A 13,746-nucleotide genomic window follows, 5' to 3' on the forward strand; every position below is an offset into this window, starting at 1 on the left:
TCAACCATTCACGGCTTGCTCACGAGCCCACCGGTAGTCGGCCTTGCCCGAGGGGCTGCGCTCGATGACCGGACGGAAGACGATCGCCTTCGGAAGTTTGTAGCGCGCCAAAGTGTTTGAGGCGTGGGCGACCAGCTCGTCGGCCTCGACGCTGGCGCCCTCGGCCAGCGCCACGACCGCGACGACCTCCTGGCCCCACCGCTCGCTCGGCCGTCCGGCGACCACCACGTCGGCCACGGCGGGGTGCGACGCGATGGCCGTTTCGACCTCCTCGACGAAAATCTTCTCGCCGCCGGAGTTGATGGTCACCGAGTCGCGGCCGAGCAGTTCGACGGAGCCGTCGGCGCCGTGGCGGGCGCGGTCACCGGGAACGGCGTAGCGAACGCCGTCGATCACCGGAAAAGTCTTGGCGGTCTTGGCCGCATCACCCTTGTAGCCGAGCGGAACATAACCTCGCTGGGCCAGCCAGCCCATCCCGTCGTGCCCGGGTTCCAGGATGGCCGTCAGGTCCTCGGCGGCGACGAAGGTGTCCGGCCCGGCGTTGAACGTGCCGGTGGCTACCGCGCCCGAGGTGGACATGTGATGCATCTGGGCACCCGTCTCCGACGACCCGACGCCGTCGACGACAACGGCGTTCGGCAGCACTTCGATCAAGCGCTGCTTGACGTACGGGGTCAGCAGGGCGCCCCCGTTGGCGACGACCGCCAACGACGACACGTCGGCGATCCCCTTTTCGATCGCGGCAACCAGCGGGCGGGCCATCGCGTCACCCACCACGGTGACCACCGCGACCTTTTCCCGCTCGATGGTGCGCACCACGTCGTCGGCGTCCAAATGGTCGACGACCGTGGGGAAAACGACGGACTGCCCCGTCGTGATCGCCGTCATCACGCTCCACTGGGCCGCGCCGTGGATCAGCGGGGGCAGGATCATCAGCTTGGTGCCGGGACCCGAGGCCGCCCGCTCGACGATCCCATCGATGGACGCCGAGGGTTCGCCGGTCATCAGATTCCGCCCGCCGAAGGACGTCATGAAGATGTCGTGCTGGCGCCACAGCACGCCCTTCGGCATGCCCGTCGTGCCCCCGGTGTACAGGACGTACAGGTCGTCGGCGCAGTGCTGCACCGGCGGCGGCTCCGGCGACACGGACGCCAAAGCGGCCTCGTAATCGACGGCGCCCTCGAGCAAGTCGTTGCCCGAGCCGTCGGCGATCTGGATCAGCACGCGTAGCTGCGGAAGATCCGGCAAGATCTCGGCAACCCGTGGTGCAAATGCGCCGTGGTAGAGCAGCGCGGTGGCCCCCGAATCCGCCAGCAGATACTGGAGCTCGCTTTTGACGTAGCGGAAATTGACGTTGAACGGGGCCACCCGGGCCGCGAAGCTGCCCAGCAGCGCCTCGACGAATTCGTTCCCGTTGTAGGCGTAGAGGCCGAGCAGGTCCTGGCCCACCTCGTGGCCGGCCAGCGCGGAGCGCTCGGTGTGGCATCCCAAACCTTGCGAGTGCAGGTAGGCGGCGAGCCGGTTCGAGCGGTCGATCACCTGCGCGTAGGTGTACCGGCGATCGCCCTGGATGACCAGCTCCCGATCGGGGATGGCGGCCGCGACGGCCTTCGCGACGGCAGGCACCGTGAATGTTGTTGTGGTGTCCACTATTTCCTTTCCGCCGAGCAGACGCAGAATCGCATGCGCAAGGCTGGTGCGGTGCGATTCTGCATCTGCTCGCCAAACCGGGGTCCGCTCACGGCTGGTGGGGTAGCAGGCGAACCATCAGGCCGTTGGCTTCGCTGAGCAGCGTACCGTCGGCGGCTGTCATAGTAGCGTCAATGAAAACCTTCCGGCCGTCGACGTCGGTGATGCGGCCCTGAGCGGTCAGCGGCTGATCGATCGGGGTGATCTGCCGGTAGTCGACGTGCAGATAGGCCGTGCGCGTCGGCCGGATGTCCGCGGTGGACACGACCATGCCGAACAGCCAGTCGTAGAACAGCGGGATCATGCCGCCGTGCACGGCCCGGTTCCCGCCGATGTGCGAGGTGGTGAAATGACCGGCCATCGTGACGCCGTCGGCACCGGCATCGGTCACCATCCAGGGCGGCAGTAGGGGATGGGCCAGCCCGGGCAGGCTCAGCACCCGGCCGGCCACCGCCTCGACCTCGGGCACCTGGTGGCCATCCAGCAGCGCGCAGGCGTTCTCGATGTGCGCGGTCGCGGCGGCCCACAGCGCGGGGTCCGGCTTGGTGGACACGGTCAGGTCCTGCAGTCGGCGCAGTGCGGCGACGAACGGGCCCAGTTCCGCGGGAGCGTCCTCGACGGGCTTGACGTCGGGGAATCCGCCGCGAACTTCCGGCGCTGTGTCGGTCATCGCGCTTCCTCGTCCCAGGCCCGGAGCAGATCGTCGGTGCTGGTGATGGTGGCAAGCAGCGACAGCGTATTGGCGATCATCGCTGCACCATAGTCGGCGGGTATGCCGGCGACGGCGTCGCGGGGCAGGACCACCCGGTAGGCGGCGTTGACCGCGTCCATGACGAGGTTGGGGATCGCGATGTTCAGCGAAACACCCACCACGACAATGGTCGAGACGCCGAGATTGCGTAACACCGCGTCCAGATCGGTGCCGCCCATCGGCCCCACGCCGTGCCAGCGGCGCAAGACCAAATCCGAAGGCTCCGGACCTAATTCGGGCAGCACCTCCGCACCCGGCGTGCCGGGGGTGATGTCCACCTGGTTGCCGCCGCCCATCGCGAAGATCTTCGCGTTGTGGTTGGAGCCGAGCCCGTCGGGCCGCCGCTGCACCAGGCAATGCACGACCCGCACCCCGGCCGCGCGGGCCGCGGGCAGCAGGCGCGCGATGTTGGGCAACGCCTCGCGGCGGGCTTCCTCGGCCAGCATCGCCAGTCCGGCGTCGGGACCCATCACCGCGCCCTGGCACTCCTGGGCGACGATCGCGGTGTGCTCAGGTGCGACAAGTCCCGCCAGCCGGTCCGTCATGCGGGGGCGCCCACCGGCGCGACGTCATAGAACTGCGTCGCCCACTTCCTCAGCGCCATATAGCCTTTCGCATCGGTCTTCGACAGTGCCGGGTGTTCCACATACTTCTGGTAGCGCCAGATCTGCAGGTCGTCGAACACCGTGGACAGGAACTGCTTCTCGATGACGTCGCGCAGTTTTCCTTCCGGAACGTCCGCCGTGTCGCCGGGGATTCGCGGCCACCAGATCGAGTAGAACAGGTCCGAGCACTCGTCGTCGACCGGCGTGCAGGTGAAGATCAGCCGGTGGTTTTGCGCGCCCTCGAAGACGCTGATCGCCCCGCCGAGCCCGAACAGGTGGCTGTGAAACCGTAACGCGAGATCGTCGGGATTGTCGCTAGTTGCGTCCGGCCAGCCCGCGATGAACTGCCATTCGTGGTCGACGATCTTCCAGTCGAGCACCCGGGGCGTCACCGTGGCGTGGTGCACGTACTCGAAATGGGCGCTGTCGGGTGCGTTTTCGGCCACGATCTGCGGATGCACCGGTTCGCGCTCCGCGCGCCGGGAAAACTCCGGATACGCCCGGTAGTACTGGGCAGGATCGGTCTCGAATTGCGGGAACTTGCGGAAGATATCCGGCATTTCCCACTGTGGCTCCTTGCCGTCCGGGTGGTGCCAGATGAACACGCAGTCGTACTGCTCCCGGACGGGATACACCTTCAGCCGCAGCCCTCGGTTGGGCCGGTCCGGCTGATACGGGATGTATTTGTTGCAGCCGTCCGGCCCCCAGCGCCAGCCGTGGAAGGGGCACTCGACGCAGTCGCCGACCACCTTGCCGCCGTGGCCGATGTGGGCGCCGAGATGCTTGCAGTGCGCTTCCAAAACATGCAGCTCACCCTGCTCATCCCGGTAGGCCACCAGGTCCTCCCCGAAATAGCGCAGCGGCCGGACCTCGCCGACGGGAAACTCCGGGGACCAGCCGACCATGAACCAGCCGGTGACCTTCCAGGTGAAGGGAACTTTCACGCCAGTGCCTCCCGTGATCGTTGATACTAAATCCATTACAGTATAGATTTCAGCAGTCCGGCCCGCGCGCGGCAAGGAGTGACATGACGACAGCGGCTGACGAGCTGGAAGCCATCCGGCAACTGAAGGCGCGCTACTGCCGTTTTCTGGACACCGAAGACCTGGAGTCTTGGTGCGACGTGTTCACCACCGACGTGGTCGTGACGCTGGACATGGCGGTGTCCACCGCGGGTGCCGACCCTCAGACCGCGCCCCCGATCGAGGGGGTGGGGAACTTCGCACCGATGGTGATGGGGGGCTTCGGGGGAAACCTGAGCCGAACCATCTTGAAGATAACCGGCGGCGACGATGGCTGAAGCTGATACCTCCTACGACGTCCTCGTCATCGGCGCCGGGTTCTCCGGGCTGTACATGCTGCACCGGCTGCGGCAACTCGGGCTACGTACCCGCGTGCTGGAGATGGCCGAAAGCGTGGGCGGCACCTGGCTTTTCAACCGCTATCCCGGCGCGCGGTGCGACATCGAGAGCATCGAATACTCCTACAGCTTCTCCGAAGAGATCCAGCAGGAGTGGGTGTGGACGGAGTCGATGCCGGCCCAGCCGGAGATCGAGGCCTACCTGAACTTCGTGGCCGACCGGCTCGACCTTCGCCGCGACATCCAATTCGGCACCAAGGTCGTCGCGATGACGTTCGACCACGAAGCCGCGATGTGGTCGGTGCGCACCGAATCCGACGACATTTTCCGGGTTCCCTTCGTCGTCGCCGCCTCGGGCATCCTGTCCGTACCGCTGGAGCCGGACATCCCCGGGATGGACACGTTCGCCGGGGCGTCGCTGTTCACCAGCCGCTGGCCCGAGGGCGGCGTCGACCTCACCGGCAAGCGCGTCGGCGTCATCGGCACCGGCTCGACCGGCGTGCAACTCATCCCCGTCGTCGCCCGAGAAGCCCTGCAATTGTCGGTGTTTCAGCGATCACCGGCATACACCTTGCCGTGGCGGGTGCATCGCTTCGAGCCGGGCGAGCTCGACGACATGAAGGCCCGTTACGGCGAAATCCGTGCGGCCCAGCGCGCCCACCCGATCGGCGCGGCCCGGCTGAGCGCGTTTTCCGTCCTGCTCGAAATGCTCGGCAGGCCGCCACTGAAGTCGGCGACGCGCGAAGAGCAACTGCGCGCCATCGAGGAGAACGGCGTCATGGGCGCACTGAACTGGGGCGACATCTTCTTCGACATCGACGCCAACCGGATGGCCGCCAAGTTGTACGGCGAGGCGGTGGCCCGGATCGTCAAGGACCCGGACACCGCCGCCTCCCTGGTTCCCGTGCACCCCTTCGCCTGTAAGCGCCCGATCATCGACCAGGGCTACTACGAGACGTTCAACCGAGACAACGTCACCCTCGTCGACCTGCGAAAGTCGCCGATCCGCGAAGTCACACCCGCCGGCATCCGCACCGAGGACCGGTTGCACGAACTCGATGCCATCGTCTACGCCACCGGTTTTGACGCCATGACCGGCGCGCTGAGCCGCATCGACGTCCGTGGCCGCGGCGGTGTCTCGCTCGGCGAATTCTGGGCCACCGAAGGCCCGCTGTCGTACCTGGGTCTGGCGGTCGCCGGGTTCCCGAACCTCTTCACGGTTCAGGGCCCGGGCAGCCCGAGCGCCGCGACGAACTTCGTCGCCGCCCTCGAACAGCACGTGGAGTGGATCGGCGACTGCCTCGCGTATCTGCGCGCCAACGACATCCGCACCATCGAGGCGCTCAGCACCGCTCAGCAGGAGTGGATCGACCACACCACGGCGCTCGTCGCGCCTACGGTTCTGGTCCACTCGTCGTGCAACTCCTGGTACAACGGTGGCAACGTGCCGGGCAAGAAACGGATGTATATGGGCTACACCGGCGGAATCCCCGAATACCGGCGGCGCTGCGACGAAATCGCGGCAAGCGGATACACCGGATTCAAACTGGCTTAGCTGTTGAAGGTGAGCGACATGGCGAAGGCATTGAACGGGCTGAGCCTGGCCAAAGATGTGGCCCGGGAACTCGCAATGCTGGTGCCGCGAACGGTGGCCGGTCTGCAGGAGTCCACCGGTTGGTCCCCGCTGTCGCCACGCGGTGTCCGCCAGTTCGGTGAGGTCATGCTCGACGAGCTTGTGCTGAGCGGCTTTTCGCTGCTGGGCGGCAGCCCCGCGGCGATGCGCCCGCTGGATGCGTGCACCGCGGCCGCCGAGGAGCTCTCGACGCTCGGCATCGACCGGGCGCACGCCGAGCCGAAACCGTTGCGGGCCGCCTCGATACGCCGGCGCCGTATCGCCGGCCTGGCATACGAACGGCTGACCTTCGAACACGATCCGGCCCTGCCGCCGACCCTGGAGGCCGACGGGTTGGGCGGGCCGGCGCGAGCGGTGGTGCACGTGTGCCGGCACCGCGACGGGCCCAGACCGTGGCTGGTATGGGTGCACGGCGCCGGTCAGGGCGGCACCGAAGACCTGCTGATGTCCGGCATCGGCCGGATACATCGCAAACTGGGCTTCAACATCGCGATGCCGGTGCAGCCGGGCCACGGGTGCCGACGCGGCCACTGGCCGGCCTATCCCGACATGGATCCGCTCGGCAACGTCGCGGGAATGATGCGGGTCGTCTCGGAGGTGCGCGCCGTGGTGCGCTGGGCGCAGGCGCAAGCCACCGCCGTTGTGGTGGCCGGGATTTCGATGGGCACCCCGGTGGCCGCGCTGGTGTCGCACCTGGAAAAGCGGATCGATGCGGTGGCCCTGTACACGCCCATCCTGGGGCTCAACGCGATGATCGCGCGACACCTTCAGCGGTGGGGGCCGTCGCGCGACGGATTCCGCGAGTTGCTGGAATCTCCCGTGGTCACCCAGCTGACCTCGGTGATCGACCCCCTGGCGGTCACACCCTCGCCGCCACCGGAGCGCCGCCTCATCGTCGGGGCGTGGCACGACCGGATGGCGATGCGTGAGCCCACGAACGCGCTGCAGGAACGCTGGGCCGGCCAGTTGTATTGGTACGACGGCAGCCACGTCGGGCACATTTTCTCCCGGCGCGTGCAGCGCATCACCGACCGATTCCTGCGCGACGCGGTGCCCGGCTGATGGCGCCGACCTGGACGGCACGGACGGTGGTCGAGCTCTACAACCTCGTCGTGTGGAATGAGCGCAACATCGAGCTGGCCGAGGAGCTGTTGGGCGACACCGTCATTCGGCACGAGGTCGGTGCTTCGCGCACGCTGACCCACGCCGAAGCGGTCCAGCGGGTGGTGGACATGTGGCAGGTGGCCGAATCGTTGCACTTCGACCTCAATGTCGTCATCGAGGGCGAGGACGGCGAACACGTGGCGATCGTCTACGACTCGACGATCAGGACCAAGGACGGCACCCAAACCAACATCGCCAGCATGGAGGTGTTCCGCGTGGTCGATGGCAAGATTACCGAGGTGTGGAACTGCGGCTACCAGCAAGGGGTTTGGAATTGAGTGACCGTACGCTTGATGAATTGGGCTTCTATCTGCTGGCCGGCGCCGGGGGTGAGGGCCCGGCTGCATTGATGGACGAGGCCCGTCGCGGCGAGGAACTCGGCTTCGGCACCGGATTCATCTCCGAGCGGTGGAACGTCAAAGAGGCGTCGTCGCTCGTCGGGGCGGCGTGCGCGGTGACCACCCGCATGCAGATCGCCACCGCCGCAACCAATCACAACACCCGCCACCCGCTGATCACGGGATCGTGGGCGACCACGATGCATCGCCTTTCCGGCGGCCGATTCACCCTGGGCGTCGGCCGGGGCATCGCCGCAATCTACGGGGCCTTCGGCATACCGGCGGTGACGACGGCGCAAATGGAGGATTGGGCCCAGGTCATGCGCCGACTGTGGCACGGCGAGCTGATCTTCAACCACGACGGCCCGATGGGCAAGTACCCCATCCTGTTTCTCGATCCGGACTTCAACGAAGACATCCGGTTGGCCCTGGTGGCGTTCGGCCCTAACACGCTCGCGCTCGGAGGCCGGGCCTTCGACGACGTCATACTGCACACCTACTTCACCCCGGAAACCTTGCAGCGCAGCGTCAAAACCGTGAAGGCGGCCGCGGAGAAGGCGGGCCGCGACCCCGACAGTGTACGGGTGTGGTCGTGCTTCGCGACCGTCGGCGACCACCTGCCCGAAGAGTTGCGGCTGAAGAAGACCGTCGCGCGGCTGGCCACTTATCTACAGGGCTACGGCGACCTGCTCGTCCAAACCAATGACTGGGATCCCGCTGTGCTGCAACGGTTCCGCGAAGACCCGGTCGTCACGTCGATCGCCGGCGGGATCGACCACAAGGGCACGCCCGAGCAGATCGAGCACATCGCGACGCTGATCCCCGACGAATGGCTGGAGCCCTCGGCGACCGGGACGGCCGAACAGTGCGTGGACCGCATCCGCAAGGAGTTCGACTACGGGGCCGACGCGGTCATCATGCATGGCGCCACCCCCGACGAGCTCGAGCCGATCGTGACCTATTACCGCGAAAGTGCAACTGGCGACGCGTTTCCCGAGAGGCGCAGTCGGTAGATGCACTCTCGCGGCGGTTCTAAGGCAGGATGACGGTCCGGGTTACCGGCTCGGCGGCGGCCTGCCTGCTCGACAGGCCGCGCTTCAAGGACGCGAGCAGGGCGTCGCGTGTCTCGCGGGGATCGATCAGTTCGTCGAACCCCATGTGCTCGGCCGAGCGGTAGGAGGCCTCCAGCTCGGCGTTACGCAGCTTGGCCGAAAGGTCTTCGCCCGCGTGTGAGGCGCGGCTGAGGGCCGCGGCGCTCATGGCGCCCATCGTGGCACCGGGGTAGGCGAAGGTCGCGACCTGATGGTCGAAACCCAACAGCGACATGACCATCGACCCGAAGCCGTACGCCTTGCGCAGTGTGAGGTGCAGCTTCAACGTGGTAGCGGCCGTTTGCGCGGCGAACATCCGCGCGCCGGCCCGCAGCACGCCGGTGCGTTCGGATCGGCTGCCGGGCAGCATCCCGGGGTTGTCGGCGAGGAACACGATCGGCAGGTGGAAGGAATCGGCCACCATGATGAAGTGGGCCGCCTTGTCGGCGGCGTCGGCGTCGATGGAGCCCGCGAGCACCTGCGGCTGGTTGGCCACCACCGCGACGGGGTGGCCGCCGAGGTGGGCGAGTGCGCAGATGATCGCCTTGCCGAACTGGGGCTGCACTTCGAACCAGTCGGGGCTGTCGAAGACCACATCGAGCACGGCGCGCATGTCGTAAACGCGGCGGTTGTCCCGGGAGACGATGTCGAGCAGCTCCGGCGTCGGCCGCGGTGCGCAGGCCGCACCGGACGGTTGCGGCGACGGGTACGACCACGCGCTGGGCGGGAAGTACGACAGGTAGCGGCGGACGTCGTCAAGCACCGCTTCGTCGTCCTCGGCGACATTGTGGATCACGCCGCTGGGCAACGCGACGCCCGGCCCGCCCAGGTCCTCTTTCGAAATGTCTTCTCCGGTCGACTCTTTGACGACGGGGGGCCCTGCGGTGAAGATCGCGCCCTGCCGGCTCATGATCCGGAAGTCGCAAACGGGTGCCACCAGTGCGCCGTGTCCGGCCGAGGGGCCGAGGACGGCGGCGACGGTCGGGACGCGCCCGGAGCATTGCGCCTGCGCGAGCAGGTCGGTCGGGGTGCGCCCGTAATGCCCGCCGGTGGGGCGGAAGCCGGCGCCTTCGAGCAGCATGATCAGCGGGATCTTGTCGCGCAGCGCCAGTTCGGCGATGCGGTACCGCTTGGAATTGCCGCCGGGCCCGATGCTGCCGGCCAGGGTGGTGAAGTCCTCGGCGCCCAGCATCACCGGTGAGCCGTTGAGCTCGCCGGAGCCCACGACCAGGCCGTCGGCCGCGGTCTCACCGCCGACCAGGGTGCCGAGCTCGCGGAACGTGCCCGGGTCGAGGAGGTACTCGATCCGAGCGCGGGCGTCGAGCTTGCCCTTGTTGCGGTGCTTGTCGAGCCGCTCCGGCCCGCCCATTTCGAGCGCGTGCTGACGGCGTCGCTCGAGATCGTCGAGCGTTTCTCCCCAGTCCTGGGCTTTCGGCATGCCTATGTCCTACCTCATAGAGGATTCGTCGCGCGAGCAGTCCTTATGGTGGCGACCCGTCCCCCGCAAGCGGGAGGTGCCCCCGGCGCCGGCTACGCCGCGCTTGCGATCGCCACGTTGCGGGGTCACATACTGGATTGCTTACGGTAAAGTTACCCGCAGTCCTGATGCCCCGTCCCTCGAGGTCCGTCTTTCGCCGGCGGGGACGCCCCGAATCGAGGAGTTTCACCAGTGAGCACCACCACGATGGACGAGGCCGCCAACCTGCTGACGGACCCGTTGGCGTACACCGACGAGCAGCGGCTGCATGCGGCGCTGACTCACCTGCGCGCCAACGCTCCGGTGTCGCGGGTGGAGGTGCCGAATTACCGGCCGTTCTGGGCGATCACCAAACACGCCGACATCATGGACATCGAGCGGGAAAACATGCTCTTCACCAACTGGCCGCGACCGGTGTTGACGACCGCCGAAGGCGACGAGATGCAGGCCGCCGTCGGCGTGCGCACATTGATCCACCTGGACGACCCGCAGCACCGGGTGGTGCGCGCGATCGGCTCCGACTGGTTTCGCCCAAAGGCGATGCGGGCCCTGAAGGTTCGCGTCGACGAGCTGGCCAAGATCTACGTCGACAAGATGATGGCGGTCGGTCCCGAATGCGACTTCGTTCAGGAAGTCGCCGTCAATTACCCGCTCTACGTGATCATGTCGCTGCTGGGCCTGCCCGAGGCCGACTTTCCCCGCATGCTCAAGCTGACGCAGGAATTGTTCGGCAGCGACGACTCCGAATTCAAGCGCGGCAGCTCCAACGAGGACCAGCTGCCGGCGCTGCTCGACATGTTCCAATACTTCAACGGCGTGACGGCGTCCCGCCGCGAACACCCGACCGAGGATCTCGCCTCGGCGATCGCCAACGCCCGCGTCGACGGCGAACCCCTGTCGGACATCGACACCGTCTCCTACTACCTGATCGTCGCCACCGCGGGCCACGACACCACCAGCGCCACCATCTCCGGTGGCCTGCAGGCGCTCATCGAAAACCCCGACCAGCTGCACCGCTTGCGCGACAACCTCGACCTGATGCCACTGGCCACCGACGAGATGATCCGCTGGGTGACGCCGGTCAAGGAGTTCATGCGCACCGCCGCCAGCGACACTGTCGTGCGCGGAGTCCCCATTGCCGCAGGCGAATCCGTGCTGCTGTCCTACGTGTCGGCCAACCGCGACGAGGAAGTCTTCGACGAGCCTTTCCGCTTCGACGTCGGTCGCGACCCCAACAAGCACCTGGCCTTCGGCTATGGCGTGCACTTCTGCATGGGCGCGGCGCTGGCCCGCATGGAGGTCAGCAGCTTCTTCTCAGAGCTGCTGCCACGCCTGGAATCCATTGAGTTGACCGGCGACCCGGAGCTGGTCGCCACGACCTTCGTCGGCGGGCTCAAGCACCTGCCGGTTCGTTACTCACTGCGGCGGTGATCGATACACTCCTGCGGTGACGTCAAAGACGATCGTCATCACGGGCGCCAGCGACGGCATCGGTGCGGCGGCGGCCCGCCGGATCAGCCGTGGCGGGCACAACGTCGTGCTGGTGGGGCGGTCGGAAAGCAAGACCGCGGCCATGGCCGCGGAGTTGGGCGCCGACTATTTCCTGGCCGACTTCGCCGACCTGTCCCAAGTTCGGGCGCTGGCAGACAAAATCCGGTCCGCCTGCCCGCGCATCGACGTATTGGGCAACAACGCCGGAGGAGTGTTCTCGAAGCTCCGGAGAACCCCCGACGGCCATGAGATCACTTTTCAGGTCAACTACCTGGCGCCGTTCTTGCTCACCACGCTGTTGCTGGACGTGCTCATCGGCTCGCATGCCACGATCGTCAACACGTCCAGCTCGTCACAGCGGCTGCTGCGCAATGTCAAGCTCGCCGATTTCGACACGACGGAACGGCGCCGGCCCAGCACCGCCTACGCGGTGGCGAAGTTGGCAAACATCTTGTTCACCAAGGAATTAGATCGGCGCTATCGGGCCGATGGTCTTTCGCTGGCAGTGGTTCACCCCGGTTTCGTCAACACCAACATCGGTCATTCGTCCGGCTCGCGGTTTCTGACGACCATGCAACGCACGCCCGCTAGCCGAATGATCAAGTCCGCGGATGATGGCGCCGATCAGCTGGTCTGGTTGGCGACCAGCGTGCCCGGCGTCGACTGGACGGTCGGCGAATACTACGCGAAAGGCAAAGTCGCCAAAGCCAATCGGGCGGCCTACGATCCGATCCTCGCGCGCCAACTCTGGGATCACGCCCTGGCCAAGCTCCCTTAGCACCATCCCCTTCGATACTTGCTAGTATCCATTCGATACCGTCGAGTATGCTGCTGACCATGTCCCCTGTCAAGCCGCACCGAACCCGCCCCACCCGCGGCGAGGTTCGCGACCGGATCCTGGACGCAGCGTCGAAGGTTTTCGCCGCCGAAGGCTTCGCCGGGGCCACCATCGATGCCATCGGCCAGGCCGCAGGTTTCACCAAGGGCGCGGTCTACTCGAATTTCGAATCCAAAGACGAGCTGTTTTTGGCCCTGCTCGACCGCGAGTTCGAGCTCCGCGGTGAGCAGATCGCCACAGCGCTGGACAGCAGCGGTGGCGACACCGGTGCGGCCGCACGGGAATTGAGCCGGTCATGGCTGGACGCAGTTCGCGACCATTCCGACTTCTACGTGCTGTTCGTCGAATACTGGCTGCGCGCCCAGCGTGACCACCAGCTGCGCGAGCGTCTCATCGAACGCCGCCGCGCCGCCGCCGCCGACCAAGCGGTGCACATCGTCAAATCGAGCCCGTCCGTGGCGTCCGATCGAGAGCTGGCCGACCTCGCCCAGCTCGTCGTCACGATCAACCTCGGCGTGGCGATGGAAGAGGTCCTGCGTCCCGGGACCATCAACCCCGACCTGCTAGCGCAGCTGGTCACCGCGGTGCTGGAATCTATCCGGGCTTCCGCCGGTCAGGAAGGACCTCACCATGGATGCGAATGACGGGCCGGACGCGGTGGCGCCGGTGATCATCGCCCGCGGGTTAGGCGTCGACGGCGAGCACGGCCCCCTATTTTCGGATATCGATCTCGCCCTCACACCGGGTTTTCACGCTATCCAGATGCCCGGCGGGCCGGGGCAGACCACGCTGCTGCTGACGCTCGCGGGGCGTTTCAGGCCGAGCCACGGCACGCTGACCGTCCTCGGCGAAACAACCCCGCGCGCGATCCGCCGGCAATGCTCGATCGCGGCCTTCGACGACATCGACGAGCTGGAGGATTCGGTGACCGTGGAGACCGTGCTCGCCGAGCAACGACGGTGGCTGGCGCCGTGGTATTCATCGGTGCCGCTTCAATCGGGTCCGGCCGAGCTGACCGAGGTCTTCGGCGAGATGACCCCCCCGTCCGGCGACACCTACATCGTCGAATTGTCAGACCTCGAACTGTTTCTGCTGCGCATCACGCTCGCGTTGTTGTCGAATCGTCCGATCCTGGTGGTCGGCGACCTCGAACAGGTTCGTGACAATTCCCGGCGAACGGTCGCGGTCGACAGGCTCGGCGTGATCGCGGAGCAGCGCACCGTCGTCGTCGGGGTGACCAACCCGCTCGGCACGGACTCGCCCGACCACGAACTACACGATCACCGCATCCCGACCGGAGAGGGCTGAA

Annotated in this window: 14 protein-coding genes; 9 read left to right on the forward strand and 5 right to left on the reverse strand. The window is 66.7% G+C overall.

Going from position 1 to position 13,746, the window contains the following annotated elements:
• The 4 genes from JF781_RS02355 to JF781_RS02370 form a co-directional block, all read right to left on the reverse strand.
• Window positions 1-1,653 (reverse strand): acyl-CoA synthetase, encoded by a 1,653-nt coding sequence (locus JF781_RS02355; protein WP_225326750.1) that lies wholly within the window; start codon window positions 1,651-1,653, stop codon window positions 1-3.
• 85 nt (window positions 1,654-1,738) lie between these two features.
• A complete protein-coding gene (locus JF781_RS02360; RefSeq protein ID WP_225326637.1) occupies window positions 1,739-2,359 on the reverse strand; it encodes a PaaI family thioesterase in 621 nt (206 codons plus the stop codon).
• Window positions 2,356-2,985 carry a cysteine hydrolase gene (locus JF781_RS02365; protein ID WP_225326636.1) on the reverse strand — a complete coding sequence of 210 codons (630 nt, stop codon included), beginning with the start codon at window positions 2,983-2,985 and terminating at the stop codon, window positions 2,356-2,358. Before JF781_RS02365 ends, JF781_RS02360 begins: the two co-directional genes overlap by 4 nt.
• A complete protein-coding gene (locus JF781_RS02370) occupies window positions 2,982-3,989 on the reverse strand; it encodes a Rieske 2Fe-2S domain-containing protein (protein ID WP_225326635.1) in 1,008 nt (335 codons plus the stop codon). The genes JF781_RS02365 and JF781_RS02370 overlap by 4 nt, the downstream gene beginning before the upstream one ends.
• Window positions 3,990-4,072: 83 nt before the next feature.
• Between JF781_RS02370 and JF781_RS02375 the strand changes: the two genes are divergently transcribed.
• Genes JF781_RS02375 through JF781_RS02395 form a run of 5 tightly spaced genes read left to right on the forward strand, consistent with a single transcriptional unit; the run spans window position 4,073 to window position 8,553 of the window.
• On the forward strand, window positions 4,073-4,345 hold the full coding sequence (locus tag JF781_RS02375; RefSeq protein ID WP_225326634.1) for a nuclear transport factor 2 family protein: 273 nt from the start codon (window positions 4,073-4,075) through the stop codon (window positions 4,343-4,345).
• The gene (locus tag JF781_RS02380; protein WP_225326633.1) at window positions 4,338-5,960 is read left to right on the forward strand and encodes an NAD(P)/FAD-dependent oxidoreductase; all 1,623 of its coding nucleotides are present in this window, start codon (window positions 4,338-4,340) and stop codon (window positions 5,958-5,960) included. Before JF781_RS02375 ends, JF781_RS02380 begins: the two co-directional genes overlap by 8 nt.
• 18 nt (window positions 5,961-5,978) lie before the next feature.
• Entirely contained in the window at window positions 5,979-7,100 is a 1,122-nt protein-coding gene (locus JF781_RS02385) for a PHB depolymerase family esterase (RefSeq protein ID WP_225326632.1), read from the forward strand.
• Window positions 7,100-7,480, forward strand: coding sequence for a nuclear transport factor 2 family protein (locus tag JF781_RS02390; RefSeq protein ID WP_225326631.1), 381 nt, complete (start codon window positions 7,100-7,102; stop codon window positions 7,478-7,480). Before JF781_RS02385 ends, JF781_RS02390 begins: the two co-directional genes overlap by 1 nt.
• Window positions 7,477-8,553 carry a TIGR03857 family LLM class F420-dependent oxidoreductase gene (locus tag JF781_RS02395; protein WP_225326630.1) on the forward strand — a complete coding sequence of 359 codons (1,077 nt, stop codon included), beginning with the start codon at window positions 7,477-7,479 and terminating at the stop codon, window positions 8,551-8,553. Before JF781_RS02390 ends, JF781_RS02395 begins: the two co-directional genes overlap by 4 nt.
• Window positions 8,554-8,572: 19 nt before the next feature.
• Here JF781_RS02395 and JF781_RS02400 read toward each other — a convergent pair whose 3' ends face one another.
• On the reverse strand, window positions 8,573-10,069 hold the full coding sequence (locus JF781_RS02400) for an acyl-CoA carboxylase subunit beta (RefSeq protein ID WP_225326629.1): 1,497 nt from the start codon (window positions 10,067-10,069) through the stop codon (window positions 8,573-8,575).
• A 246-nt stretch (window positions 10,070-10,315) separates the two neighbouring features.
• Here JF781_RS02400 and JF781_RS02405 point away from each other — a divergent pair, with 246 nt between their 5' ends.
• Genes JF781_RS02405 through JF781_RS02420 form a run of 4 tightly spaced genes read left to right on the forward strand, consistent with a single transcriptional unit; the run spans window position 10,316 to window position 13,745 of the window.
• The gene (locus tag JF781_RS02405; RefSeq protein ID WP_225326749.1) at window positions 10,316-11,539 is read left to right on the forward strand and encodes a cytochrome P450; all 1,224 of its coding nucleotides are present in this window, start codon (window positions 10,316-10,318) and stop codon (window positions 11,537-11,539) included.
• 16 nt (window positions 11,540-11,555) lie between these two features.
• Window positions 11,556-12,377 (forward strand): SDR family NAD(P)-dependent oxidoreductase, encoded by an 822-nt coding sequence (locus tag JF781_RS02410; RefSeq protein WP_225326628.1) that lies wholly within the window; start codon window positions 11,556-11,558, stop codon window positions 12,375-12,377.
• A gap of 47 nt (window positions 12,378-12,424) precedes the next feature.
• Complete coding sequence (locus JF781_RS02415) at window positions 12,425-13,081, forward strand: TetR/AcrR family transcriptional regulator (protein WP_225326627.1); 657 nt, start codon at window positions 12,425-12,427, stop codon at window positions 13,079-13,081.
• Window positions 13,068-13,745 (forward strand): hypothetical protein, encoded by a 678-nt coding sequence (locus JF781_RS02420; RefSeq protein ID WP_225326626.1) that lies wholly within the window; start codon window positions 13,068-13,070, stop codon window positions 13,743-13,745. Before JF781_RS02415 ends, JF781_RS02420 begins: the two co-directional genes overlap by 14 nt.
• The last annotated feature ends 1 nt before the right edge of the window (window position 13,746 follow it).

The sequence above is a fragment of the Mycobacterium sp. WUMAC-067 genome (assembly GCF_020217485.1).
Taxonomy (GTDB): domain Bacteria; phylum Actinomycetota; class Actinomycetes; order Mycobacteriales; family Mycobacteriaceae; genus Mycobacterium.

Coding starts and splice junctions, on each gene's coding strand:
- JF781_RS02360 (WP_225326637.1), bottom strand. CDS start 2,359: ATGACCGACACAGCGCCGGAAGTTCGCGGCGGATTCCCCGACGTCAAG.
- JF781_RS02365 (WP_225326636.1), bottom strand. CDS start 2,985: ATGACGGACCGGCTGGCGGGACTTGTCGCACCTGAGCACACCGCGATC.
- JF781_RS02375 (WP_225326634.1), top strand. CDS start 4,073: ATGACGACAGCGGCTGACGAGCTGGAAGCCATCCGGCAACTGAAGGCG.
- JF781_RS02380 (WP_225326633.1), top strand. CDS start 4,338: ATGGCTGAAGCTGATACCTCCTACGACGTCCTCGTCATCGGCGCCGGG.
- JF781_RS02385 (WP_225326632.1), top strand. CDS start 5,979: ATGGCGAAGGCATTGAACGGGCTGAGCCTGGCCAAAGATGTGGCCCGG.
- JF781_RS02390 (WP_225326631.1), top strand. CDS start 7,100: ATGGCGCCGACCTGGACGGCACGGACGGTGGTCGAGCTCTACAACCTC.
- JF781_RS02400 (WP_225326629.1), bottom strand. CDS start 10,069: ATGCCGAAAGCCCAGGACTGGGGAGAAACGCTCGACGATCTCGAGCGA.
- JF781_RS02405 (WP_225326749.1), top strand. CDS start 10,316: ATGGACGAGGCCGCCAACCTGCTGACGGACCCGTTGGCGTACACCGAC.
- JF781_RS02415 (WP_225326627.1), top strand. CDS start 12,425: ATGCTGCTGACCATGTCCCCTGTCAAGCCGCACCGAACCCGCCCCACC.
- JF781_RS02420 (WP_225326626.1), top strand. CDS start 13,068: ATGGATGCGAATGACGGGCCGGACGCGGTGGCGCCGGTGATCATCGCC.